We start from the raw sequence: 23986 nt of genomic DNA, 5'->3' as shown, positions 1-23986 counted from the left end.
GTGGAACCGAGACCCATGTCACATCTCCGCCCAACTCGCTTGAGGGAGACGCTCATGCACACCAGGCTTCGGCTTCACCGCCGCATAGCCGCGGTCGCCGTGTTCGCCGCCGTGATCGCGCTGCCCGGCTGCGGTGGCAACGTCGGAGATGACGGGTCGAAGAACGACAGCTCGTTCCCGGACAGAGCCATCACCCTGCTCGTCGGTCAGGACCCCGGCGGCAGCACCGACCTCATCGCCCGCGCGGCCGCCGAGCCCGCCGGCGCCGACCTCGAAGAGAACATCACGGTCGTCAACAAGCCCGGCGCCAACGGCGCTGTCGCCGCCAAGGAACTGGCCGGCGCCAAGGCCGACGGCCACACCATCATGCTCTTCGTGGGCTCGCTGGCCTACATCACGCCCTTGGCCGTGTCCGCCGACGAAGCCGTCGACATCAACGACTACCAAGTCGTCACCGGCCTCTCCCAGGACGACTATGTCCTGGTCGCCAGCCCCAAGTCCGGTTTCAGGACGGTCAAGGACATCGTCGACGCCGACCGCTCGATCACCTACGGCACGACCGGCGTCGGCACGGGCAGCCACCTCAGCCAGGCGCTGCTGTTCTCCCAGGCGAAGGTGAAGGCGACCGCCGTGCCGTTCGACGGCGGAGCACCCACACTCACCGCCCTCCTGGGCGGTCAGGTCGACGTCGCCTCGATCCAACTCGGTGAGGCCCAGCCCCAGATCAAGGCCGGCAAGATCACCCCCCTCGTCACCTTCGCGGAGAAGCGGCCCACGTACATGGCCGACATCCCCACCGCGGTCGAGGCCGGCTACGACGTCCCGGTACAGCAGTCGCGTGCCGTCGTCGCCCCGAAGGGCACTCCCAAGGAGGTCGTCGACCGGCTGCGGACGGCGTTCCGCAAGGCGTTCGAGGACAAGAAGTACCAGGACTTCAACACGCAGCGGCTCCTCACACCCAGCGAGGTCGAGGGCGCCGAGCTGATCGAGCAGTGGACGGGTTCGCTGGAGAAGTACCGCGCCCTCGTCGACGAGTACCAGATCGACATGAGCGGGAACTGAGGCCATGTCCACCGAGAACCCGCCGACCGTCGACGAACCCTCCGACGACACCCGGCCGCCGACAGCGGGCCCGGTGACCAACCTCGTCACGGCCGCGGTCGTCGTGGTTCTCGGTGCCGCAGCGCTCGCCGGGGCGCTGAGCCTGGGCACAGGCAGCCCCTCGAAACCCGGGCCCGGCACCTGGCCGGCCCTGGTGAGCGCGGCACTGATCGTTCTCGGCGTGCTCCTGGCCGCCGCTGCCCGACGCACGGACGACGCCGAGCAGTTCACCCGCACCAGCCTCCTGGTGATCGTGGCGATCGGGACCATGGTGGCCTACGTAGCGGTCATCGGCGTGATCGGCTTCGAGATCCCCACAGCCCTTCTGGCCTTCTTCTGGCTTCGGATCCTGGGCCGGGAGAGCCTGCGGACCTCCATCGTCGTCAGCCTCGGCGCCACCTGCGCGTTCTACGCCCTGTTCGTCGGCGCGCTGAAGGTCACCATCCCGCACCTGTTCTGACCGCGTGACCGCACACCACCACACGTTGGGGAGGATGGTTGGACGTGTCCCCCGTGCTCGACGGCTTTGGCGTCGTCCTCGAGCCGACCAATCTGTTGTACTGCCTTGTCGGTGTCGTCATCGGCATGCTGATCGGTGTCCTGCCCGGTCTGGGACCGGCCGCCACCATAGCCATTCTGCTTCCGATCACCCTGGGCCTCGAACCCGTCACCGCGATCATCATGGTGGCGGGCATCTTCTACGGAGCCCAGTACGGCGGCACCATCACCTCCGTACTGCTGCGCCTACCCGGTGAGGCATCCTCCGTCGTCACCGTCTTCGACGGCCACGCCCTCGCCCGCCAGGGCAAGGCCGGCACCGCCCTGGGCATCGCCGCAATCGGCTCCTTCGTCGGCGGCACCCTCGCCATCGTCGCCCTCAGCCTGGTCGCCCCCCTGGTCGCCGAATTCGCCCTGGACTTCGGACCACCCGAATACACGTTGCTGACGCTGCTCGGCATCCTGCTGGTGGCCACCGTCTCGGGCGGCGGCATGCTCAAAGCCCTCATCGCCGCCGCCCTCGGCCTGCTGCTGGCCACCGTCGGCCGAGACGGCTTCACCAGCGCGGAACGGTTCACCTTCGACAGCCTGTCACTCGCGGACGGCCTGGACTTCGTCCCCATCGCCATGGGCCTCTTCGGCCTGGGCGAGATCCTCCACACCCTGGAAGAACGCCACCGCGCAGCTCGCGCACCCACCAAGGTCGCCAACGTCTGGCCCAGCCGCTCCGACCTGCGCCAGTCCTCCGGCGCGATCGGCAGAGGCGGCGTCATCGGCTTCGTCCTCGGCATCCTCCCCGGCGGCGGCGCGGTCCTCGCCTCGCTCGCCGCCTACGCCCTGGAAAAACGCCGCTCACGCACCCCGGAGCGCTTCGGCCGCGGCGCCGTCGAAGGTGTCGCCGCACCCGAGACCGCCAACAACGCGGCCGCCACCTCCTCGTTCATCCCGCTGCTGTCCCTCGGCATACCCGCCAACGCCACCATGGCGGTCATCTTCGGTGCCCTCCTGATCCAGGGCATCACCCCCGGCCCTCAACTCGTCACCGAGCACCCCGAGTTGTTCTGGGGCGTGGTGAACTCGATGTACATCGGGAACATCCTTCTGCTCATCATGAGCATCCCGCTCGTAGGACTGTTCGTACGCATCCTGCGCGTACGCCCGACCATCCTGGCCCCCCTCACCGTCCTCATCACCCTCATCGGCGCCTACACCGTCAACAACAGCGTCTTCGACATCGGACTCGTGGTCTTCTTCGGCGTCCTCGGATACCTCATGAAGAAACTCGGATTCGACCCGGGCCCACTCGTCCTCGCCTTCGTCCTCGGATCACTCCTGGAAAGCTCACTGCGCCGCTCACTGCTGCTCTTCGAAGGCAACCCCGGCGGCTTCCTCACCCGCCCGATCTCGGGAACGCTGTTCGCGCTCCTCCTCGCCGTCGCGCTGGTGCCGGCCGCCCGGGCGCTCCGGCGCAACCGCAGAACCGACCCCCGCCACAGCAAGGAACCGGTATGACCGTCCACGCCGGCCACCTCCCAGCAATCCGAGGTGCCGTGCCCCTTGCCTCCAAGGGGCACAGCACCGCGCCGTTCAGATGTCCCGGAAGAGACCGGCAGACGCTGTGACCTGCTGTGATGGGCGGTCGCAGACCACTGACCTGCGTGAATGGCCTTTTAGGTGTTTCACCCTCGTGCCCGTTGATGCAGCCGGAAGTCCCAGAAAAGTCCCAGGGCACTCTTGTACTGGCGGACACTCTTTCCGCCTTGTGTGGGTCGTGCGGGCGGTTGGCGGCGTTGTGACGGTCAGGAGTGGTGGAGGCAAGGTGCTGTGGGCGTCACGCACTCGCGGAATCAGGGGCAGCACGGCGACGAGTAGGTCCTCGACCGCTCGGGACGGGCGGTATCACTGGCTTGATCGCAGAGTTGGTCCTGGCGTCGCAGGCCGTTGAAGGTCACGCCTGGCGGTGACCGGTCGACGCCTACCCCCCCGGGGTAGTGGCGGAGGGACGTGAGCGGCCGGTCGTCACCCGCCTTCCGACCGGTCCGGGACGGGGCGCCGAATCGCCCGGGCGGCCAGGGTGCGATGGCAGATCTTGCCGGTGGGGCCGAGGGGCATCTCCTCCACCACCAGGAGGAGTTCGGGGAGTTTGCGGCGGGCCAGGCCGCGGTTCAGCAGGTGGGTGGTGAGGTCGGACAGGGTGGACGTGGGGGTGCCGGGGGCCGGGCGGACGCAGGCGCACAGGCGTTCGCCGAGGGTCGGGTCGGGTACCGGGACACAGACCGCCTCGGCCACCGCTGGATGGCTGCCGAGTTCGCGTTCGACCTCGGCGAGGCTGATGTTGAGGCCGCCGCGGATCACGATGCGCTTGAGCCGTCCCAGGACGTGCAGCCGTCCGTGCTCGTCCAGTCGGCCGAGGTCGCCGGTGCGCACCCAGCCCTCCGACGTGCGGTAACGGGCGTCCAGTTCCGGCGCGTTGACGTAGCACATCGGTGTCATGGGGCCTCTGGCCTCGATCTGGCCGGTGTGCCCGGTGGTCAGGGGCGTGCCGTCGGGGCCGGTGATCCGGATGCGGGCGACCGTGGGGTCGGGGGTGCCGACGCTGTCACCCGGCGCGAGACACTCGCCCGCGGTGTGGCAGTTCACGCCGTCCGAGGAGCCGTAGACGGTCACGACCGGCCGGGCGAACCGCCTGAGGCACGCGTCAGCGGTCGCCGCGGGCAGCGCCGCGCCGCTGGAGACGACGACACGGAGCGACGAGGTGTCCTCGTCGGCTTGGGATGGGAGGTCGGCGAGCCGGCGGAGCATCGTGGGCACCGCGAAGAGGTGGGTGGGCCGGTGCGCTGCGACCAGCCGCAGCGCACCCTCAGCGTCGAACACCGACTGCACGATCAGAGTGCCGCCGAGGGCGGCGAGGGTGACGGGCGTGCCGAGCGAGCCGAAGGAGGAAGCCAGCGGGACGAGGACGAGGTGACGGGGCGGCACCGAGGAGTCCGGGTGCAGCGCCCGGACGTAGCGGGCCCTGCCGCCGGCCAGGGCGTGATGGCTGTAGGCGACCATCTTCGGCTCGGCCTCGGTACCCGAGGACACCAGGATGCGGGCGGGACCGTACGGATCGGCCGGCCGGTGCCGTCGGCGGTGCGAAGCCGTGGGGCGTGTGGCGTGCAGCCCCTGGGTCCGTCCCTCGCCGGGGCCGGGTACGAACAGGGTGTGCAGGTGAGGAAGGTCCACCACGCCCCGTGCCTGAGGCGCCCCGGTGAGGACGGCGCCGCGGGCCCGTGAGCGGGTCAGCAGCGCCCGCAGGTCACGGTCGTCGCCGCCCGGAGGGAGAGGGAGAGCCACCGCGCCGATCGCGTACACGGCGAGTTCCGCGGCGACGGCGTCGCGTCCGTTGGGCAGCCGCAGCGCGACCACGTCCCCGGCCCCCAGGCCCGCCTGCTCGAACACGGCGGCGATGCGGCGCACGTCGGTGTCGAGGGCCGCGTAGGACAGCACCCCGGCGTCGTCCACCAGCGCCTCACGGTCCGGATGTGCCCGGACGTGGGCGGTGAACAGGCTGTACAGGTCGGTGTCCGGGCACACGCCGGCCGCCACCCAGGCCCGTCGCTGGTCGCGGGGCACGAGGTCGGGGAAGGGAACTCCGGCGCGTGAGGTCCACGCCGGTCGCCCGTTATCCGTCGTAGCCGTCCTCTGCGGCGTTATGGGGGCGGCCGTCATGCGAACTCCCACGGTGTGTAAGGGCGGGCGTACCCGACGGCTGGGTCCGGCGGTGCGACGGCTGTCCGGAAGGCGGCGTCGTGGGGCAGGTCGGACAGATCGGTCAGCACGGGTGTCGCCGTCAGCCCTGCCTCGACCAGCCGCACCCGCCACTCCTCGGTCGTACGGCGGGCGAAGCGGGCCGCGACGTCCCGCGTGGACGCGGTGTCGGCGCCGTCCAGGAGGCGGCGCACCGCCTCGGGGTGCTGCCGGGCGCGGGGGCCGAGGTGCAGGTGGCCGTCCGCCGTGCGCAGCGGCCGGTCCAGTGGCGTCCAGCGGACCCGGTGGGCGGGACGGGGGACCAGGGCGCCCGCGGAGAGCAGACAGGAGTGGACCTGGCTGCCCCGGTGGGCCGCCTCACGGACCGCCAGCGCGGTCAGCACGCCCTGGGCGCACACCAGCCCGCCGAGCACGTCGGTCAGGGTCATCAGGGACGGGGCCGGGGGTTCGCCGGCCGGTCGTACCGCGGCGGCGAGTCCGCTGTGCACCTGGGCGAGGTAGTCGGTGCCGACGGGGGGCCGGTCACCGAAGGCGTCGCCGAAGCCGGACGCCCAGGCGTACACCAGAGCGGGACTCCCGGGCAGCAGGTCGGAGGCGGCCAGACCGAGACGGGAGGCTTTCCCGGGGGCCCAGTTGTGCAGGAACACGTCGGCTTCGGCGGCCAGGGTGCGGATGGTGCGGCGGCCCTGTGCGGTGGTGAGGTCGGCCTGAATCACCGGCTTGCCCGCGTTGAGCGCCAGGAACCGGGCCGAGCACTCTCCCGCCAGCGGGGGGAGCCAGCGCATCGGGTCGCCGCCGGGCGGCTCGATCCGTACGACGTCGGCGCCCAGCATCCGCAGGATGTGCCCTGCGAGCGGGCCCTGCACTCTGCGGGTGGACTCCACGACCCGGAGCCCGGCCAGCGGCAGGGCGCCATCGCGGGCCGGGCGCGGGGAGGGGGCCCCGACGGCGCTGTCCGCATGCGGCCCCAGGCCCCGCGCCGGTTCCGGCCAGGGGTCCAGTTCCCAGAGCTCCGGGCGGACGGCGCGGGCCGGGTCGGACCTTACGACGAGGAGGCTGACCCCGCTGTGGTGTGCGGCGGCGCGCAGATCCGGCAGCGTGTGTCGGCGTGCGGCCTGCCGCAGCGCGTCGGGTAAGGGACAGACGGCGGTGGCGAACCGCTGCTGGAAGGGCAGCCAGCCGCGGCCCGCGACAGCTGGAGCCACACCGAGCCGGACCCAGAACTCCCGCCAGGCGTCTGGGGCGAGGGTCTCGACCTCCACCCGGACACCGTCGGACGTGACCAGGGTCGCCAGGCCGCCCGCCTGCCCCGCGGAGTCCGGCGGGAGCCGGGGTTCGGGCGGGCCGCCGCTCCCCCCGGCCGTCGCGGCGGCGAGGTACTGCCCGACCGACAACAGCGCTCCCTGAGCCACCGAGGTCCTCACCTCGCACAGGTCCGACCCGCGGGCCCGCCCGACGCGCAGGGCGGTGGCGCCCAGGGCGGCGAGCACCCCTGTCACGACCGAGGCGTAGTCGACTGCCAGCGGGGCGGGCCCGCCCGTGGCCCGGCCGTGGACGTGCATCAGACCGCAGGCGGCCTGTACCGCGCACTCGTCCGGCAGGTCCGTTGCGACGGGGCCCGCCCACTCGATGCGCAGCCGCACCGGGTCCGGGCCGGCGGCGGCCCCCTGCGGCAGGGCCTGCGCAGTGTGCCGCAGCAGACGCTCCGCGATCGTGGTGGCGACGGCCGGCCGGGTCTCGGCCCGCAGTCCCGGCGTCACGGTCGCGCCTCGGCGGGCCGACGGCCCTGTACGGAGTAGAAGACGCTGGAGGCGGCACGGAAGGACGGGTCCCGCATCAGATCCCGCACCCGGTCCAGGTCGTCGTCGGTCATGCCCTGCTCCTTGAGCCGGTCCCGGAGGTTGCGGGTGTGGTTCAGCTGGAGCCCCAGGCCGGGGTCCTGTGCGTGTCGTACGCCGATGTGGAGGTGGACGTCGAGGGCGGTCAGCCCCGCCGCCCGCATGGCGGCCGGCGCTTTCCGTGCCCAGCACGGGTCGCCGCCCGCGGCGCGCAGCGCCGCCGCCTTGGCCTCGAGGAACCGGACGTACAGTGCCTCGGCCTGTGTGTCCGGGGTGAGCAGAGGCGGTTCGTAGGAGGCGTCGATCTCGTCGACCTGCAGCAGGCCGCCGGGTTTGAGGGCGCGCACCAGCTTGTGCAGGACAGTGTCGCGGAAGGGCACGTGCTGCAGGACCAGGCGGGCCACCACCAGGTCGTAGGCTCCCTCCGGGAGCGGGTCGCGGGTCACGTCGAGGGCAGCGACCTCAAGGCACGGGCCGGGTGTCAGGTCGCGGGCGTCGAGGTCGGTGGCGAGCACGGAGCCGCCCGGTGCGACCCGGTCTGCCAGCCAGCGCGAGATGCTGCCGCCGCCGGCACCGACCTCCAGACAGCGCCAGCCCGGACCGACGCCGACGGCGGCAAGTCGGGGCAGGGTCACCGGGTCGTACGCGGCGGCCAGGCAGCGGTGCTGGTCGCGGCTGTTCGCGGTGCCGTTGGCGAAGACCGCGCGCGCGGCTTCCCGGGCGTGGGACGGCTCCCAGGGGGGAGACGATTGCGGCACGGTTTCGGGAGACGGCTGGGACACGGCAGGACTCCTCTCGTCAGCGTGGTGGCCTGTCAGGCCCGGCTCGTACGTGGCGGCCTGTCAGGTCCAGCGGCCGGTCCCGGTGACCGCGGTACCGGTGAGGTACCGGGCCAGGGCGGCGCGGCGAACCTTGCCGGTGCCGGTGCGAGGGACCTCGTCCCAGGTCAGGACCGCGGGCTGACGCATCGCCGGCAGCCCCTGCGCGGCTTGTTTCCAGGCATCCGGATCCAGTCGGCCGTCGGCGGTGACCACGGCCGGCAGCGGATCGCCGTCCGGCGCGCCGACGATCACGCATTCCAGGGCCTGGGGCAGCCGCTGCTCCAGCAGGTCCTCGGTCCGCAGGCAGCTCATTCCGGGCAGGGTGTCGGCCTCGCGGTCCAGGACGCTGACGCTGCCGTCGCGGTGGTGCACCCCCACATCACCCGTGGACCACCAGTCGCCGACGCGCTTGGCCTCCCAGCGTTCCTGTTCACCGACGTAGCCCAGGGCGAGGGCCGGTGTGCGGACCAGGAGCAGACCCGGGCGGCCGCGCGGCACCGGGCGCAGTGTGTCCGGATCCACCACGCGCAGCCGGGTCCGGACCGGCACCGGACGGCCCAGCCGGCGTGTCGCGGACGCGGCGTCCGGTGCGAGCGCGGAGCCCCGCGTGTGGAAGCGGAACGTCAGCGGCCCGGTCTCGGTCTGGCCCCAGCCCTGCATCCACAGCGGGTGGGCGTGGCGGCTGGCGGTCAGGTACGTGCGCAGGGCGGGCGGGTGCATCGCGTCGTAGGTGCTGATGTACAGGCGGACGCGCCGGAACGGGTTGTCCAGCCGTGCGGTGAGCGGCCGCAGCCGGACGTAGGTGGCGGGCAGCGCCTCCACCACGGTGGGCGGGTACGCCCTCAGTAACGGGTCGGCGGTGTCCGGGTCGTCGCCGGTGAGGACCACGATCCTGGCGGGCGCGAGCGCCATCACCACCGCCGTCCAGCAGAAGGTGCGCCCGTGTGCGAACGCGCTGGCGTTGCACAGGACGTCGTCCCGGCGCAGCCCGATGCCCGGGTGGCGCACCGCCTCCAGGCGGGCCAGCTTGTGCACGAGTGTCCGCGTGGAGTGGACCACGAGTTTGGGCACGCCGGTCGTGCCCGAGGTGTGGTGGATGACCAAGGGCTCGTCCTCATGGCGCCGTACCGGCGCACCGGGGCCGGAGGCGTCCAGTGCGGCGAGGTGGGTCGCGCCGGGCACAGCGGTGTCGACGGTGATGCAGACGGGGGCCGCTGCGGCTGCGTCCCGGCAGCGCGCCAGCACCGCGGAGGTGGTGACCAGCGCGGCCGGCCGCAGCCGCCGCAGCAGGGTGAGGAGGTCCGGGGTGTCCAGTCGGGCGGACAGCTGGGCGGGCACGGCACCGACGCGGACGGCGGCGCAGGCGAGCAGGTCGTAGTCCCAGTGGTTGTCCTTCACGATGGCCACGCGGTCCCCGGGCCGTACCCCGGCGTCGGTGAGCCGGGCGGCCGTGGCGCGGACCAGGGCGGCGAGCTCCGCGACGGTCCACCGGGTGCCCGCCCGCGGGGCGATGTCGAAGGGCCGGTCCAGGTGGAACACGGTCCGGGCGCCGCCCGCCGCCGCGTCGTCGAACAGGGTGCCCATGTCATGCGGTCGCACGGATCTCCTCGGCTCGGTCGGGGCCGGACGACGGGCGCCGCCTCAGCCTGCTCAGGACACGGGACGCGGCCAGCGCACCCGCCCGGACGGCACCCTCGGACGCGGGCCGCAGCATCACCCAGTCGCCGGCGTACTCCACCGCGCGCACCGGGCGGGCCAGGAAGCCGGGGCGTTCCCGCAGCGCCCGCGGGGTGGCTTCCGGAAGGCCGTGGCGAAAGGCGTGCACGAGGTGGTGGCGGCGGGCACCGGCGAGGCCCGGTACGTAGCGTTCCGCCGCGTGGGCGAGCACGTCGGCGGCCTCGTCGGGGGAGGCGTCCAGCAGCTCGCGGACCCGGCGCGGACCGGCCACGAGGGTGATCAGCCCGCGGCCCGCGGGAGCTCGGCCGGGGTCCTTGGCGTGGTCGACGACCACACCGGAGAGCACGTCCTCCTCGACGGCCGGGGTGAGCAGCACGTGCACCGGACGCCGGGCGGGCGGGGCGAGCGGGCGGTCCAGCAGGTAGCTGACCTTCATCATCGGGGTGAAGGTGCAGGCCGTGACGAACGGTCGCTCGTCGGCGGGGGCGTCCGGGCGCAGCGCCACCGCCACGGGCGCCGGTACGGCCAGTACAGCGGCCCGCGCCCTGACCTCACCGTCGTCGAACCGCAGGACGGCGTGCTCGCCCGCGTCGATGACCTCCCGCACGGCGCGGCCGGTCTCGACGTCGGTACCGGCGCCCAGCCGGCGGGCCAGGAAGTCCATGCCGTCCCGGTAGGTACGCCAGGCGGCGGGGGAGCCGGCCTCCAGCAGCAGGCTCACCAGGGGGGCGGCGGCGGAGCGGCCGGTGTCCCAGCCGAAGAAGCACCCCGCGACCGGCTGGAGGAGGTAGTCGTGCAGGTCGGGGTGGTAGCGGGCGGCCGTCTGTCGCACGGTGGCCGCACCGAGCGGACTGTGCTCGGGTCGGTCGCCGTCGAACCGGGCACGGCGGCGTCCGGTCCACGCCGAGAAGACGGCCAGGTCGAGCCGGGCGCGGGCGGACAGGCCGGCGCCGGTGAACACCGCCGTGCTCTCGCCGACGCCGAGGTGGGCGCGCCCACCACGCCAGACGGCCACCGCACCGCCGACCCGGGGGACGTCCGCCGGGCCTGCGCCCAGTCGGCGCAGCAGCTCCCAGGTGGCCCGGTAGCCGCGCGACGCGACCTGCTCGGCTCCGGTGTCCACCGTCCAGCCCTCGTGGCGCAGGCTGCGCATCCGGCCGCCCACCTGTGGCAGTTGCTCGTAGACCCGCACCGACAGCCCGGCGCGCCGCAGTTCGTGGGCGGCGGTCAGACCGGCGATGCCGGCCCCGACGACCGCGACGTCGACCTCGGGCGTCATCGGGCGGCCCCCGCTGCGACCAGGACGTTGGCCACGGTCATCAGCACCACACTCAGCCGGTGCACCGCGAAGCCCGTCCGGCGGGCCGTCATGATATCTGCCCGGACGAACCCGGTCAGGTACTGGCGGGCCCGCAGCGCGGTCGCCGGCAGCATCAGCAGCACGAACCACCACGGGGCCGCCCCGGTGACCGAGGCGACCGCGCCGATGAGGAACTCGGTGACCGACAGGGCCGCGATGAAGACGGCGTTGCCGCGTTCGGACACCAGAGCCGCCACCGTCGGACGGCCCACCGCCCGGTCGCCGGCGACGTCGTTGGTGTTGGAGTAGACCCCGAACATCAGCGGCCCGAACCCGAACAGCACCGCCTGCACCATCAGGAAGCCTGACCAGCCCCCTGCCACCAGGCCGTAGGGCGCGATCACGAGCACCGCGCCGAGCGCGACGAGGAAGACCTCCTGGAAGCCGTGGTAACTGAGCTTCAGGCCGTACGAGTACTGCAGCGACACGGTGAACAGCGCGCCCGCCGCCACCAGCGCCCACAGCGGGCGGTGCGGTGCCAGCGCGGCGGCGCCCGCCCACAGCACCGCGCCCGCCGCCGCACAGCTCCAGGCGAAGCGGAGCGCCTGGGGCACGGTCAGCGTCCCGGCGACGAGGGGTTTGCGTGCCTTGCTGCGCAGAGGGTTGTCGGGACCGTAGTTGGCGAGGTCACTGCCGTCCTGGAAGCCGGTGACGTCGTCCAGGGCGACCATCGCCATCAGGACCGCGATCTCCCCGGCCAGGAACAGCACCAGCACCAGCGCCTGCCGGGCCGTGAAGTCGCCGACCGGGAACAGGGCGGCGGAGAGGGCGAGAAAGATACCGAGGTAGTAGTCGTACACGTCCAGCTTGCCGAGCCGCGCGTAGACGCGCAGCCTGCCGGCGCCGTGGGCGGCGGGCGCGGGACGGCCGGCCGCGATGCTGTCGGTCATGGGTGACCTCTTGGGTTTCTCTGCGTCGGACGGGGGTGCCGCGCGCCGTCCGGGTGAGGGGACGGCCCCGGCGGCTGTCGTACGTGCTGTCGTACGTCAGAGGTGCTTTGTGACGAACGCGCGCACCAGGTCGGCGACGTGTTCGACCTGCGTGTCGCTCAGCAAGTGGTGTACGGGGAGCGCCAGATGACGGCGGGCGGCCTGTTCTGCTCGCGGCCAGCGGGCGCCGGGTGGCGCGTACGGGGCGAAGGCGCGGTGCGCGGGCAGGGGACGCGGGTAGTAGACGTGCGAGGCCACCCCCGACTCGGCCAGGTGCGCGCCGAGGGAGTCCCGGTCGGAGGCGAGCACCGTGTAGACGTAGAAGCACCGGCCGTCCCGGTCGGGCGGGGGCGGTACCACACCGCGGCCGGCCAGCGGCGCGAAGCGCTCGGTGTAGTAGGCGGCGATCTCCGCCCGCCGCGCCAGCCGCTCCGGGAAGCCGCGGTAGCGGTGCGTCTGGAACGCGGCCTGGATCTCGTCGAAGCGGCTGTTGAGCCCGATGGCGTGGTGCACGAAGCGCCGCCCGGCCATCTGGCCGTGGTTGCGCAGCATCCGCACCTTCTCTCCCAGCTCCGGGTCCCGGGTGACCACCACGCCGCCTTCGCCGGGCATGCCGCAGGTCTTGACCTGGACGAAGGAGTAGACGCCCGCCTCGCCCCACAGTCCGGCCGGAACACCGCGCAGGACGCCGCCCTGGGCGACCGCCGAGTCCTCCACCAGACGCAGTCCGTGCCGACGGGCCAGCTCGACGAACCTCGGCATGTCGGCCATCACGGAGAACATGTGGGCCGGCATCACCGCCTTGGTCCGCGCGGTGACGAGTCGCTCGGCATGGTCCGGGTCCATGGTCATGGTGTCCGGCCGGATGTCGGCGAAGACCGGGCTGGCTCCGGTGTCGGCCACCGACGCGGCCAGCGGCGCGCACCCGAACGCGGGCACGATCACCTCGTCACCGGGACCGACGTCCAGAGCCCGCAGCACCAGTGAGAGTGCCGAGGTGCCGCTGGAACACGCGACCACGTCGGCCGCCCCCAGGTCCTCGCACAGCAGATCCTCGAAGGCCGCGGTGCGTCGGCCCAGGATGAACCGCTGCTCCGGATCAAGGCCGACCTCCCGGACCAGGCCGATGAGCGCGGCGCGGTCGGCTTCGAAGAGGGCGGGTGGGAAGAACGGGACGGCGGGAGGGAGCGATACGGTCATACGGTCGTCCTCCCTCCGGCGAGGAAGGAGCGGACGGTGTCGCACACGCGGTCCAGGTCGCCGGGGCTGAGATCGGGGTGGAACGGCAGGGCCACGGCATGCCGGGCCGCCGCCTCGGCGTGGGGGAACTCGCCCGTCCGGTGGCTCAGGTGGGCGAAGGCGGGCTGGTGGGGCAGCGGCACCGGGTAGTAGACCTCGGTGCCGATGCCGTGCCGGTCGAGATGGGCGACGAGGGCGTCCCGGTCCTCGGCCTCGATGAGGTAGACGTAGTACACGTCACGGGCGCCCGGACCCTCGGTGGTGACGCGCGGCAGGCGGATGATGCCCGGCATGTCCCGCAGACGGGCGGTGTAGGCGTCGGCCAGCTCGGCCCGGTACGCGATCTGCTCCTCCAGGAGAGGCAGTTTGGCGAGCAGGACGGCCGCCTGGATGTCGTCCATCTTGCTGTTCACGCCCGGCCACGCGCTGTCGGTCGAGATCGCCGGGAAGTCGTTCAGCGTACGGCCGGTCCTGCCGTGGTGGCGGAGAGCCGCGACGGTGTCCGCCACCTCCGCGTCGTCGGTGAGCACGGCTCCCGCGTCCCCGAGCGCCCCGAGCGTCTTGGAGGGGAAGAAGGACAGTACCCCTCCGGCGCCGTGCAGGCCCGCGTGCACACCGCGTCGGCGCATGCCGATCGCCTCGGCGCTGTCCTCGACCACCGTCAGACCATGCCGCCGTGCGACCGCGGTGACGGCCTCCAGGTCGGCCATCGTGTGGAACAGGTGCACCGGCATCACGAACCGGCTGCGGGGAGTGACGGCTGCCTCCAGGGCCGCCGGGTCCATCGCGTACGTCTCCGGGTCGATGTCGACGAACTGGGGTCGGCCGCCTGCCAGAACGACGGCCGACGCGGTGGCGAAAAACGAGTACGCGGGCACCAGGACGCCGTCGCCGGGACGCAGCCCACAGGCGCGCAGCAGCAGCACGAGCGCATCGGTGCCGCTGTTGACGCCGATCACGTACCGCGCGCCGGTGTATTCCGCGAGCGCCGTTTCAAGCTGTGCGACCTGTTTTCCGTGAGAGAACTTTCCGCTGTGAAAAACCTCCTCCAATGACTTTTCGATGGAAGGCCACAGCAGTTCGAATGTTTTGGCCTGGAAAAAGAAGGGGACAGCATGTGCTGCTCCTTCTGTGGCCGGTAATTCGCTCAATTCTTCACCGCCCCGTTGAGTCGTGCAGAATGTCGACGCTAATAGGACTCGTGGGCTGCGGAGAATGGGGAAGGGGCAACTTCACACTTTGTGAGTAAATGCCTTCCGGATGTCTTGACCCATTCCTCTCGGGACGGCAATAGTCCTGCGTCACAACGGAGTTTGGCGCACGGACTAGGAGGCCCTGTGCTGCAGCCGCTCGTGGTCGGGCTCGGCCGGTCCGGATCCGGACTGCACTTGAGGACGCTGGCCCGGCTGGCCGGGCGGACCGGAAGCACGGGTGATCCACTCGTCGCCCTGCCCGCGGTCGGCTGCGACCCGCGCGCCGGCGATCTGCGGCTGACGGCCACCCCTGGTCAGGTGACCGTCGTCACCACGCTGGATCAGGCCCTGGAGCACGTGGACCCTGCCACCGCGGTGGTGCACGTGTGCACGCCGCCCCGGTTGCGGCACGCCCTGATCGCGGAACTCGCCGGGCACGGTTTCCGCCGGATGATCGTGGAGAAACCCCTGGCTGCATCCCGCGACGAGCTCGACGCCCTGATCGGGCTCCGCGACGAGACGGGCCTCGCCCTCGTGGCCGTGGCCCACTGGACCGGCTCCCGGCTCGCGGCCCGACTGCGCCGGCTCGTCCGTGGCGACTATCTCGGCCGGCTGCGCCACATCACCGTGGACCAGCACAAGCCGCGCTTCCTGCGGTCCCTGACCACCGACGGGCACCAGAGCGCCCTCGACGTGGAGATCCCCCATTCCCTGGCTCTGGCCCTCGACCTGGCCGGCCCCGCCGAACTGCGCGCCGCGCACTGCTGGGATCTGCGCTGCGAAGACCGGGAGCTGCCCGGTATGGGCGGGGCCCACCTGGAACTGGAGCACAGCACCGGGGTGTCCACGCGGTTGCGCTCCGACCTGGGCGCAGCCGTGCGACAACGCAGCGTCGTCTGCGAATTCGACGGCGGGACGGCCACGGGTCACTTCCCCCTCAGCGAGGACGACGACCACGCCCAGCTCGTCATCACCCCTGCCGGCGGCTACGCGCCCGCGGCGCCCACCGGAGGCCCGGCCAGGGGCGGCGTTCCCGGGCCTGGACGCCAGGTCTTCCGGGACGACGCCCTGACCGACTTCCTGGAAGGCGCCTATCGCGGCTTCCTCTCCGAAGCGCCGGACGCCACCGGGTTCTCGCTCGCCTGTCAGACCGCCCGTCTGCTGTGCGCGGCCCGGGAACACTGCGCCGCCGCGCCATTTTCCCGCACCGGGAGCCGCTGACATGCCCCGACATGGCACGGCAGGGCACCGCGCCGCGGGATTCGGGCCCCTGGCCGGGATCGGCGACGAGGCGGCGCCCGGTACCGACGGCCAGCTGGCCGCCCTGCGGCACCTGGGCTGGAACGCCATCGAACTGCGCATGGTCGACGGCACCGCACTCGCCGATCTCTCCCCGGTCGCCTTCGCCACCCTGGCCCGGCGGCTGGAGGACGCAGGCGTCACGGTGATCGCCGTGGCCTCCAGGATCGGCAACTGGTCCCGTCCGATCACCGGTGACCTCGGCGTGGACCTCGCCGAACTGGACGTCCTGGCCGAGCGGTGCGACGCCCTGGGCTGCCGTCTCGTACGGATCATGTCGTACCCCAACGACGGCCTGACGGAGACCGAGTGGGCCGACCGCGTCCTCGCCCGCACCGCCGTCCTGGCGGACCGCGCCGAGCGGGCGGGCCTGCTGCTGGTGCACGAGAACTGCGCGGGCTGGGCCGGGGACCGGGCCGACCGCGCGCTCCGCCTGCTGCGTGCCGTCGGCAGCCCGGCCCTGCGCCTGCTGTTCGACACCGGCAACGGCGTTCCCTACGGCTACCGCGCGCCGGACATGCTTCAGGACCTTGCCCCCTACGTGGCCCACGTCCACATCAAGGACGCCGTCCGCACCCCGGACGGCACCACCGCATACACCCTGCCCGGTGAGGGCGGCGCCGAGGTGGCCGCATGCCTGCGGATCCTGGCCGCCCACGGCTACACCGGGTCCCTCTCCCTCGAACCGCACCTCGCCGTGCGCCCCCACGACGGCCTGGTCCGGGCCGGTGAAGACGCCGGTGACCTGTTCGTACGGGCCGGGCAGGCGCTCACCCGGCTGCTGCGGGCCGTGGAGGCGGCACCCGCCCACCCGGACGGTACGGCGTGACCGTACTGTTCACCGACCAGTACCGGAAGCTGCTGCTGGACCTCCTGCGCCTGCCCAGCGTCAACCCTCTGGAGACCGGGCCGGACGACCCGCCGTCCCGACTGCCCGACCTCCTTGACCGGTACGCGGCAGCCGCCACCGAAGCGGGGCTGCCCACCGTACGGCTCGCGGCCGCGCCCGCCGCATGTCTGGACCGGCCCGGGGTTCCGTCCACCGTCCGGGCCGCCGCGCGCGATCCGCGCTTTCTCGCGGACCAGCCCAGCCTGCTGCTGCGGCTGGGACCCGAGCGTCCCCGCGTGGACACGGTGATGTTCAACGTCCATCTGGACACCGTCGCCGGACACGTCCCGCCCGCCTTCGACGGGCGCAGGTTCACCGGCCGGGGCGCGGTCGACGCCAAGGGGCCCGCCGTCGCCCTGCTCGCGGGGCTGCGGGCCGCCGCGTCCCACCCCGCCGTCGGACGGGACGTCACCGTCCTGGTCCAGGCCGTCGCCGGGGAGGAGGGCGGCGCACTGGGCACCTACGGCACCCGCCCCCTGCTGGAAGCCGGCCACCACGGACGCCTCAACGTGTTCTGCGAGCCGACCGGACTGCGCGCGCTGCCCCGGGCGACCGCCTCCATGACCGCCCGGATCACCGTCACCGGCGAGGACGCCGTGGACGACCATCCGGACGCCGGACACAACGCCACCGTGCTGCTCGGCTTCCTCGCCCAGCACCTCGCCGCCCGCCTGGACGGGGCCGTACCCGGCGCACGGGTGTGCCTCGCCGGGTTGCACACCGGCCGCACGCACAACCGCGTCCACGGCACCGGCACCCTGCTGGTGAACTTGTCCTACCGCACCACCGCGGACGGCCGTCACCTGAGGGCCGCGGTGACCCGACACGTCACCGACGGTCTGCTCCGCTTCACCGAACTCTTCGCCTCCACCCGGGAGTTCACCCGCACGGCACGGGACGCGGCAGACATCACACGGCTCGGCTGGGACAAGCACGGACTGCCCGCGCTGGACAACCGCGACCCCTGGGCCGAGGCGCTCCTGGCCCACGCGGGAGCCCGGACGGCGGACGGCGACCCCGGTTTCACCTGCGACGCCATCTGGGCCGCCGGCCTGGACGACGCCTTCACCACCGTGCTCGGCCCCGGTGACCTGGCCTCCAACCACGCCCACGCTCCGGGGGAGTTCGTCGACCTCGCCGACCTGGAGGACTTCGCGAACGTCGTCCACCGCCTCGTCACCCTCTTCGCCGAAGACCACCGATCCGCCCCTCCCGTAAGGAACCCCGTATGACGGTGTCCACCGCCTCCCCGGCACCCTCCGACCACGCATCCGTCCTTGTCGGCCACGCCGAGTTGCATGCCGCGCTGACTGGCCTGTTCACCGGGCACGGAATTCCGGCGCCCCGGGCCCGGCTCGCCGCCGACGCCCTGTGCCACGGCGACCTCACCGGCCTCGACTCGCACGGAGTGTTCAACCTCACCCGGCTCTACCTGCCGCTGCTGGAGTCGGGGCGCTGCGACCCCCGTGCCGAACCGCGGACCGTCACCGACCTGGGCGCCTGTGCGGTCGTCGACGCCCGCCGCGCCCTGGGCCTGTGGGCCGCGGCCGAAGCCATGGACGACGCCGTCGCCCGGGCCCGTCGGCACGGCGTCGGCCTGCTGTCCGTGCGCGGCGCCACCCACTTCGGGTGCGCCGGCTTCCACGCCGTCCGCGCCGCGCACGCCGGGATGATCGGCGTCGTCGCGAGCAACTGCGGCAGCCAGCGCATCGCCCGCCCGCCGGGAGGCGCGGTGGCCATGCTCGGCACCAACCCGCTGAGCGTCGCCGCACCCGCTCTCGACGGCCACCCCTTCCTGCTGGACATGAGCACCACCGTCGCGCCGACCGGACGGGTACGCGTCGCCGCCCGCCGCGGCACGCCGGTGCCCGCCGGCTGGCTGGAGGACGCGGCGGGCAACCAGGTGACCGACCCGTCCGCCTTCGACCGCGGCGAGGCGTTCCTGCGCTGGCTGGGCGGTACGGCCGAGACCGGCGTCCACAAGGGCTACGGACTCGGTATCGCGGTGGAACTGCTGGCCGCGGTGGTCTCCGGGGCGGCCGTGGGGCCCTCGCCCGCCGCCCTGGAAGGGGACGGCCGGCCGCACGGACGGGACGACGGCATCGGCTTCTTCCTCCTCGCGATCGCCCCGGACGTGCTGCGTCCGGGCACGGACGTCGCCGGCACGACCCGGTCCCTGTTCGGCGCGCTCACCGACTGCCCGCCGGTGCCCGGCGGCGAACCGGTGCGTTACCCGGGGTGGCGGGAGGCCGAACTCGCCGCCGAGCGCCGCCGCGACGGCATCCCGCTGCCGGAGCACCTGTACCGGGAACTGGCCGACCTGGGCCTCTTCGGCGGTCCCGGCTCCGGGGACCCGCGATGACCCGGTCCCTGCGGCTGGGCGTCGTCGGCCTCGGCGCCATCTCCCCTTACTACCTGGCCGCCGCCGAACGACTGCCCGGCTGGGAGCTGTCGGCCGTGTGCGACACGCGCGACCAGGCCCTGGAGCAGTACCGGGGCCGGGCGGCCCGCTTCCGCGACCACCGGACACTGCTGACCCAGGCACGGCCGGACGCCCTGGTCGTGGCCGTCCCGAACCACGTGCACCTCCCGGTCTGCCGAGAGGCACTGACCGCCGGTGTTCCCGTGTGCGTCGAGAAACCCCTCGCCCTCACCGCCGCCGAGGGGCGCCTGCTGGTGGATCACGCGCGACGCTGCGGTGTCCCTCTGATGACGGGGTTCCACCGCCGCTACAACGCGGCTGTCCGCGCGCTGGCGCACCGGGCGGCCGACCGGAAGATCGTCGCGGTCCGCGTGCGGTACTTGGAGCGCATCGAGGAACATCTGGGAGGCGAGGACTGGTACCTCGACCCCGCCCGCTGCGGCGGCGGCTGTGTGGCCGACAACGGCCCGAACGCCCTCGATCTGGTGCGGCTGCTGCTGGGCGATGTCACGGTCACCGGCTGCGAGATCCACCGCGACGGCTCGGGCGTCGACCGGCAGGCCGTGATCCGCCTCAACAGCCCAACCGGAGCCACCGCGTCGGTGGAACTGGACTGGTCGTATCCGGGAGAACTCAAGGACATCGAGGCCGAACTGGCCGACGGGGAGGTCCTGCACGCCGACATGCTGGCCGACCACCCCGGCTTCAAGGCGTCGCTGTGGCACGAGTACGAGGCGATCCTCACGGAGTTCGCCGCCCTCGCCGGCCGGCGCGCCCCGGCCGTCCCGGGAGCGCACGGCGGCCTGCCCGCACTGGAGTTGGTCGAGGCTGCCTACCGCCGCGCCCGGCCCGCGTCGGATGCGGCGACAGCGGAGGTCGACCGGTGAACCCGGCGGAGGACGGCCCGAAACGTGTGGTGCGCGCAAGCCTGGTCAAGGTGCTGACGCACCACCGCACGGAGCGCGGAATGCGGGTTGAGGAACACGCGGCGCGCTGCGTACGCCGCGGCGAGGTGCACGAACTCGTCAGCACCGACCAATGGGACCCGCGCCCCGGCGCCCGGATCGACCGGGTGGGCTTCCTCGGCTTCGCGGAACTGGTGTGTGGCGGCGTGATCGACCGCGGTGACCTGGTGAGCATCGGGGACGTGCCGGTCGGCACGGTCCTCGGCTTCGACGCCTGCCACCTTCCGAACCACTACAACATCCTGATCCACACCCTCCGTCCGGTCAGTGGCCGGGACCTGCGGCTGCGGCCCGAGGCCCGTGTCACCTTCGTCCAGGGCCCGGATGAAGGGGCCCTGGGTCCGAAGGACTGACGCCTTCGCCGCAGACCCCTCATGGGGTGACCCCCCCTGAGCGGATACCCAGGGGGGGCACCGGGGCCGGTTCGGCAGGTCAGCCGAGAAGCTCGACGTCCAGCTGGCCGAAGTGGAAGTCGCGGAGCGCCCGCAGCAGTTCCTCCTCGGACAGACGGCCGTCGCCGTTCGCGTCGATCTGCCCGAACGTGTCACCGGCCAGGGAGGCCGGCACGCCGACGGCGGTCAGCCAGGACTGGAACTCGCGCTCGTCGATCTCGCCGTCGTGGTTGTCGTCGCACAGGCGGATCAGCGCCTTTACGATGGGGGAGAGGGCGCGGTTGAAGCTCGCCTCGCCCTCCTTGAACAGCATGTCCCCCGTGGCGTTGAGGAACTGCTCCCGGCTGATGCCGCTCCCGGCGGGGACTCCGGCCTTCTGGGCCAGGTTCTCGTAGAGTCCCTGGAACGCGGTCAGGAGTCCCTGCACCTCCGCAGAGTCGGCCTTCCGCCCCAGGTTCTGGGCGATCCGGGCTGCCTCGCCCTGGAAGTCGCCGGGTTCCAGCACACCGTTGCCGTCGGTGTCCCACTTCTCGAAACGCTTCACCAGACGGTCGTTGGCGACAGCAGTACTCATGTGTTCTCCTTCTCGGTTCGTCTCGTAGAGATGACGGACTGCGGCCCCTGGTCCGGGCCGCAACCGCGCAGGGCGCTGCCACTGCGCGGGTCTGTGGGCCGGCGGGACACCGGCAGGAAGGCGCAGACCGGAGTCGGCGTGACGGAGGCGTTGGCTGACGCGGCGAAGGGGGCGCGGCCAGTGCCGGAGACGGGACGGGGGCTGTCAGAGAAGCGTCACCCTGCTGCCCACGGCCTTGCCGCGGGTGTCCAGCACGGCGCAACGGGCCCTGCCCAGAGTCTCTCTCGCGTAGCAGGCGTGGTCCTGCAGCAGGATCGCCACATCCGCCTCAGCCAGGGCTTCCCGCAGATCCGTGGCGCGCGGCAGGGGCCGATCGTCCACGCTGAAGCCGACTGCGTACGGGTCGTGGTAAAAGACGTCGACCCCGGTGTCAAGCAGCCCCGCGGCCACGGGGCGCGCCGGTGACTCACGTATGTCGGTGACGTCGGCCTTGTAGGTGACGCCCAGGAGGAGGGCACGTGCGCCCTCGGGCCGGCCGCGGGTCTCGGTGAGCAGCGACAGGGCCCGGTCCACGACATGCCTCGGCATGTCGGTGAGGACCTCGTGTGCGGCTGCCAGCATGCGGAAGGGGAACCCCTGGGACTCGGCCCGCGCAGCCAGATAGCGGGGGTCGACGGGGATGCAGTGCCCGCCGACGCCGGGACCGGGACTGAAAGGGGTGAAGCCGAACGGCTTCGACGCCGCGCAGTGCAGAACGTCCCAGACGTCGATGCCGGCCTGGTGGCAGAACAGCGCCACCTCGTCGACCAGGGCGATATTGACGTAGCGGTAGGTGTTCTCGAGGAGTTTGGCCATCTCCGCCTCCCGCGTGCCTCGGGCGAGGACGAGGCGGTCCACGAACCGCCCGTAGAACGCGGTGGCGTACTTCGCGCACAGAGCGGTGCAACCGCTCACGACCTTCGGGGTGTTGCGGACGTCCCAGATCTCGTTGCCGGGGTCGATGCGCTGCGGAGAGTACGCGAGATGGAAGTCCTCACCCGCCCGCAGTCCACTGCCGCGCTCCAGCAGCGGTCTCACGACATCCTCTGTGGTGCCCGGGTAGCTGGTGGACTCGAGGATGACGAGCATGCCGGTGCGCAGCCGGGCAGCGACGACCTTGGAGGCGTCCTCCACCGCGGACAAGTCGGGTAAGCCCTCCGGTGTGAGCCCGGTCGGAACACAGATCACCACGGTCTGTGCGCTGTCGAGGACCGCGGGGTCGGCCGTGGCGCGGAAGCCTGCGTCCAGCATGGCCGTGACCTCGGCGTCGCAGACACCACCGACGTGCGAGCGGCCCTCGGCGAGACCGGACAACACGGTGCCGGACACGTCGTACCCGGCGGTGGCCAGGCCGGCCGAGACCGCGGCTCGGGCGAGCGGTAACCCGACATGGCCAAGCCCCATGACGACAAGGTCGACGGTCATGTGAAGGAGTACTCCTGGGTGTGGGGGGGCAGAGCGCGGGAAGCGGTGGTTCAGGCCGAGAAGCTGCCGCTGCCGGGCGCCACGTGCGCCCCGAAGCCCGGCTGCACGGTGAGGCCGGGCGTCAGACAGAAGGGGTCGCCGTACACCGTGACCGGCCGGTCGGTGCGATTCGTCAGCACGTGCGCGTCCGCCGGAAGCTTGTGACAGCCGTGAGGTTCCGGATAAACGGTCAGCGGCGCCAGCTCCGTCCGGAACACCACGACCTCGCCGGGTTCCGCCGCCGCGGCTGTACCGGGGGCTGCGGTCCCCGCGAGGAGCGCACAGGTCACAGCGAGCAGAAAGGTCCCGGTACCACGCATAAGCGTCCTCTTCTGGAATTCTTCGGTCATTTTCATTTTCCTCGGTCATTCTTCTCAGGGCGAAGGACGGTTGAGTGCCGAGATCCCCGCGCGACCATCGTCACCGTCCGTCGATGAGTAGGCGGCGGAGACGATGTACTTCTTAGAGACCGGTTCGCCCTATGTGTCGTGGTCCCACTGCCCGGAGGGCATGTGCAGTTCCCGGACGCAGGCGTGCACGAGGCGCACCTCGGTCGCGGTAGCCGCCAAGGTGCAGTCGGTCAAGAGCGTGCTTACTGCCTATGCCCATGAAGAGCCGGGAGGACTGCGACAAGCGCCGCCCGGGGCCTCCCCTGCCGCCCAGGCTCCCGGTGGAACCCAACGTGAAGACCTCGGCCGGGTAGCGGCAGCAGCTCATCAGACCGACTGTGGCCTGCATCATCGAGACGGTGCCGTGGTGGTGTGAGATGCGCGGGTCCGCCCTGCAAACGTCCTCGGCCGCCCAGTCCGGCGCTGCCGCAGCTTCGCGCAGGAACTCCTCAAGCCGGGGCGGCAGTTGGGGGTGCAGCGTGGCGAGCGTACCGATGGAGCGGAAGATGCCGTTGACGTGAGGGATCCGGCCGGAGTCGAGCAGTTCGGTCACAGGGGCGCCCGCCGACGGATCACCGGCCCTGTTGGCCTCAGGCAGATCTTCGAAGGTCATGGGGACGGCTGCTTTCCTTTCTGGCGGCCACGAGACGGGAGCGGATCAGTCAAGTCGTGCGGCGTTCCTCGGGAGGAGGCGGCTGCCGCGCTTCGGCGCCTGGAGTCTGTCCGCTTGCCGGAGAAGGATGCGCCGACGGCAGGTGGTGTACACATGTGGGTGAATCCCCCCCAGCGCCTGCGGATCGGCGGCGCCGAGTGCAGCTGTGCATACGACATGGAGTTGCTGAACGCGTCGGCGATGAACTTCGGCTCGCTGTCGGCCAACGCTGCCCTCGCGCTCGACGGAGGTGCGGCGGCCGGGGGTTTCGCCCAGGACCCGGGTGAGGGTGGGCTGTCCTGGTATCACTCCGTCCGGAGGTGACCTCGTTTGGGAGAGCGGCACCGGGTACTTCGGCTGCCGCACCGAAGAAGGCGATTTCGACGCCGCCGAGTTCGCCGACGAGTATCTGACCCGGCCGAGCGGCACACACAAGCGTCCGAGGACCCGGTGGACGCCGGCACCATTCCTCCCCCACCCACCTATCGTCAGGCC

General features: G+C 72.2%; 20 protein-coding genes and 1 pseudogene. 10 read left to right on the top strand and 11 right to left on the bottom strand.

Annotation, left to right across the window (positions count from 1 at the left end):
* The first annotated feature begins 54 nt into the window (after nucleotides 1–54).
* From P1P70_RS06425 to P1P70_RS06415, 3 genes are read left to right on the top strand one after another with little or no spacing between them, the layout of a single operon-like run.
* Nucleotides 55–1062, top strand: coding sequence for a tripartite tricarboxylate transporter substrate binding protein (locus tag P1P70_RS06425; RefSeq protein WP_319235311.1), 1008 nt, complete (start codon nucleotides 55–57; stop codon nucleotides 1060–1062).
* A gap of 4 nt (nucleotides 1063–1066) precedes the next feature.
* On the top strand, nucleotides 1067–1561 hold the full coding sequence (locus P1P70_RS06420; RefSeq protein WP_319235309.1) for a tripartite tricarboxylate transporter TctB family protein: 495 nt from the start codon (nucleotides 1067–1069) through the stop codon (nucleotides 1559–1561).
* Between the two features lie 44 nt (nucleotides 1562–1605).
* Nucleotides 1606–3111 carry a tripartite tricarboxylate transporter permease gene (locus P1P70_RS06415; RefSeq protein ID WP_319235308.1) on the top strand — a complete coding sequence of 502 codons (1506 nt, stop codon included), beginning with the start codon at nucleotides 1606–1608 and terminating at the stop codon, nucleotides 3109–3111.
* Between the two features lie 507 nt (nucleotides 3112–3618).
* Here the strand turns inward: P1P70_RS06415 and P1P70_RS06410 are convergent.
* From P1P70_RS06410 to P1P70_RS06375, 8 genes are all read right to left on the bottom strand, one after another.
* Nucleotides 3619–5214 (bottom strand): class I adenylate-forming enzyme family protein, encoded by a 1596-nt coding sequence (locus P1P70_RS06410; protein ID WP_319235307.1) that lies wholly within the window; start codon nucleotides 5212–5214, stop codon nucleotides 3619–3621.
* Between the two features lie 92 nt (nucleotides 5215–5306).
* Entirely contained in the window at nucleotides 5307–7109 is a 1803-nt protein-coding gene (locus P1P70_RS06405) for a CoA transferase (protein ID WP_319235305.1), read from the bottom strand.
* On the bottom strand, nucleotides 7106–7969 hold the full coding sequence (locus P1P70_RS06400; RefSeq protein ID WP_319235303.1) for a methyltransferase domain-containing protein: 864 nt from the start codon (nucleotides 7967–7969) through the stop codon (nucleotides 7106–7108). Before P1P70_RS06400 ends, P1P70_RS06405 begins: the two co-directional genes overlap by 4 nt.
* A 60-nt stretch (nucleotides 7970–8029) precedes the next feature.
* The gene (locus P1P70_RS06395) at nucleotides 8030–9592 is read right to left on the bottom strand and encodes a class I adenylate-forming enzyme family protein (RefSeq protein WP_413471424.1); all 1563 of its coding nucleotides are present in this window, start codon (nucleotides 9590–9592) and stop codon (nucleotides 8030–8032) included.
* A 1-nt stretch (nucleotide 9593) separates the two neighbouring features.
* On the bottom strand, nucleotides 9594–10964 hold the full coding sequence (locus P1P70_RS06390) for a protoporphyrinogen/coproporphyrinogen oxidase (protein WP_319235300.1): 1371 nt from the start codon (nucleotides 10962–10964) through the stop codon (nucleotides 9594–9596).
* Nucleotides 10961–11935, bottom strand: a complete 975-nt coding sequence (locus tag P1P70_RS06385; protein ID WP_319235299.1) for a UbiA family prenyltransferase — start codon at nucleotides 11933–11935, stop codon at nucleotides 10961–10963. The genes P1P70_RS06390 and P1P70_RS06385 overlap by 4 nt, the downstream gene beginning before the upstream one ends.
* Nucleotides 11936–12031: 96 nt before the next feature.
* Nucleotides 12032–13174 (bottom strand): DegT/DnrJ/EryC1/StrS family aminotransferase, encoded by a 1143-nt coding sequence (locus P1P70_RS06380; RefSeq protein ID WP_319235297.1) that lies wholly within the window; start codon nucleotides 13172–13174, stop codon nucleotides 12032–12034.
* The gene (locus tag P1P70_RS06375) at nucleotides 13171–14265 is read right to left on the bottom strand and encodes a DegT/DnrJ/EryC1/StrS family aminotransferase (protein ID WP_319235296.1); all 1095 of its coding nucleotides are present in this window, start codon (nucleotides 14263–14265) and stop codon (nucleotides 13171–13173) included. Before P1P70_RS06375 ends, P1P70_RS06380 begins: the two co-directional genes overlap by 4 nt.
* A gap of 285 nt (nucleotides 14266–14550) precedes the next feature.
* Here P1P70_RS06375 and P1P70_RS06370 point away from each other — a divergent pair, with 285 nt between their 5' ends.
* The 6 genes from P1P70_RS06370 to P1P70_RS06345 are packed head-to-tail and all read left to right on the top strand — an operon-like array spanning nucleotide 14551 to nucleotide 20334.
* Nucleotides 14551–15627 carry a Gfo/Idh/MocA family protein gene (locus tag P1P70_RS06370; protein WP_319235295.1) on the top strand — a complete coding sequence of 359 codons (1077 nt, stop codon included), beginning with the start codon at nucleotides 14551–14553 and terminating at the stop codon, nucleotides 15625–15627.
* A gap of 1 nt (nucleotide 15628) precedes the next feature.
* Nucleotides 15629–16534, top strand: a complete 906-nt coding sequence (locus P1P70_RS06365; protein WP_319235294.1) for a sugar phosphate isomerase/epimerase family protein — start codon at nucleotides 15629–15631, stop codon at nucleotides 16532–16534.
* Nucleotides 16531–17826, top strand: a complete 1296-nt coding sequence (locus P1P70_RS06360; protein WP_319235292.1) for a M20/M25/M40 family metallo-hydrolase — start codon at nucleotides 16531–16533, stop codon at nucleotides 17824–17826. The genes P1P70_RS06365 and P1P70_RS06360 overlap by 4 nt, the downstream gene beginning before the upstream one ends.
* On the top strand, nucleotides 17823–18956 hold the full coding sequence (locus P1P70_RS06355; RefSeq protein ID WP_319235290.1) for an Ldh family oxidoreductase: 1134 nt from the start codon (nucleotides 17823–17825) through the stop codon (nucleotides 18954–18956). Before P1P70_RS06360 ends, P1P70_RS06355 begins: the two co-directional genes overlap by 4 nt.
* On the top strand, nucleotides 18953–19903 hold the full coding sequence (locus P1P70_RS06350; RefSeq protein ID WP_319235288.1) for a Gfo/Idh/MocA family oxidoreductase: 951 nt from the start codon (nucleotides 18953–18955) through the stop codon (nucleotides 19901–19903). Before P1P70_RS06355 ends, P1P70_RS06350 begins: the two co-directional genes overlap by 4 nt.
* 26 nt (nucleotides 19904–19929) lie before the next feature.
* A complete protein-coding gene (locus P1P70_RS06345) occupies nucleotides 19930–20334 on the top strand; it encodes a DUF6917 domain-containing protein (RefSeq protein WP_319235286.1) in 405 nt (134 codons plus the stop codon).
* 79 nt (nucleotides 20335–20413) lie between these two features.
* On the opposite strand, the gene P1P70_RS06340 is transcribed toward P1P70_RS06345, so the two are convergent.
* The 3 genes from P1P70_RS06340 to P1P70_RS06330 form a co-directional block, all read right to left on the bottom strand.
* Nucleotides 20414–20947, bottom strand: a complete 534-nt coding sequence (locus P1P70_RS06340; RefSeq protein WP_319235285.1) for an EF-hand domain-containing protein — start codon at nucleotides 20945–20947, stop codon at nucleotides 20414–20416.
* A 204-nt stretch (nucleotides 20948–21151) separates the two neighbouring features.
* Nucleotides 21152–22411, bottom strand: coding sequence for a nucleotide sugar dehydrogenase (locus tag P1P70_RS06335; RefSeq protein ID WP_319235283.1), 1260 nt, complete (start codon nucleotides 22409–22411; stop codon nucleotides 21152–21154).
* Nucleotides 22412–22461: 50 nt separating this feature from the next.
* A complete protein-coding gene (locus tag P1P70_RS06330) occupies nucleotides 22462–22800 on the bottom strand; it encodes a hypothetical protein (protein ID WP_319235280.1) in 339 nt (112 codons plus the stop codon).
* 820 nt (nucleotides 22801–23620) lie between these two features.
* On the opposite strand from P1P70_RS06330, the pseudogene P1P70_RS06325 reads away from it, so the two are divergent.
* A pseudogene (locus P1P70_RS06325) lies at nucleotides 23621–23897 on the top strand (glutamate synthase-related protein); the annotation flags it as partial.
* Between the last annotated feature and the right edge of the window lie 89 nt (nucleotides 23898–23986).

The sequence above is a fragment of the Streptomyces sp. MB09-02B genome (genome assembly GCF_033794485.1).
In the GTDB taxonomy this organism is placed as follows: Bacteria; Actinomycetota; Actinomycetes; order Streptomycetales; family Streptomycetaceae; genus Streptomyces.
Note: the sequence above shows the minus strand (reverse complement) of the source record. Positions and strands in the feature narration are given on the sequence as shown.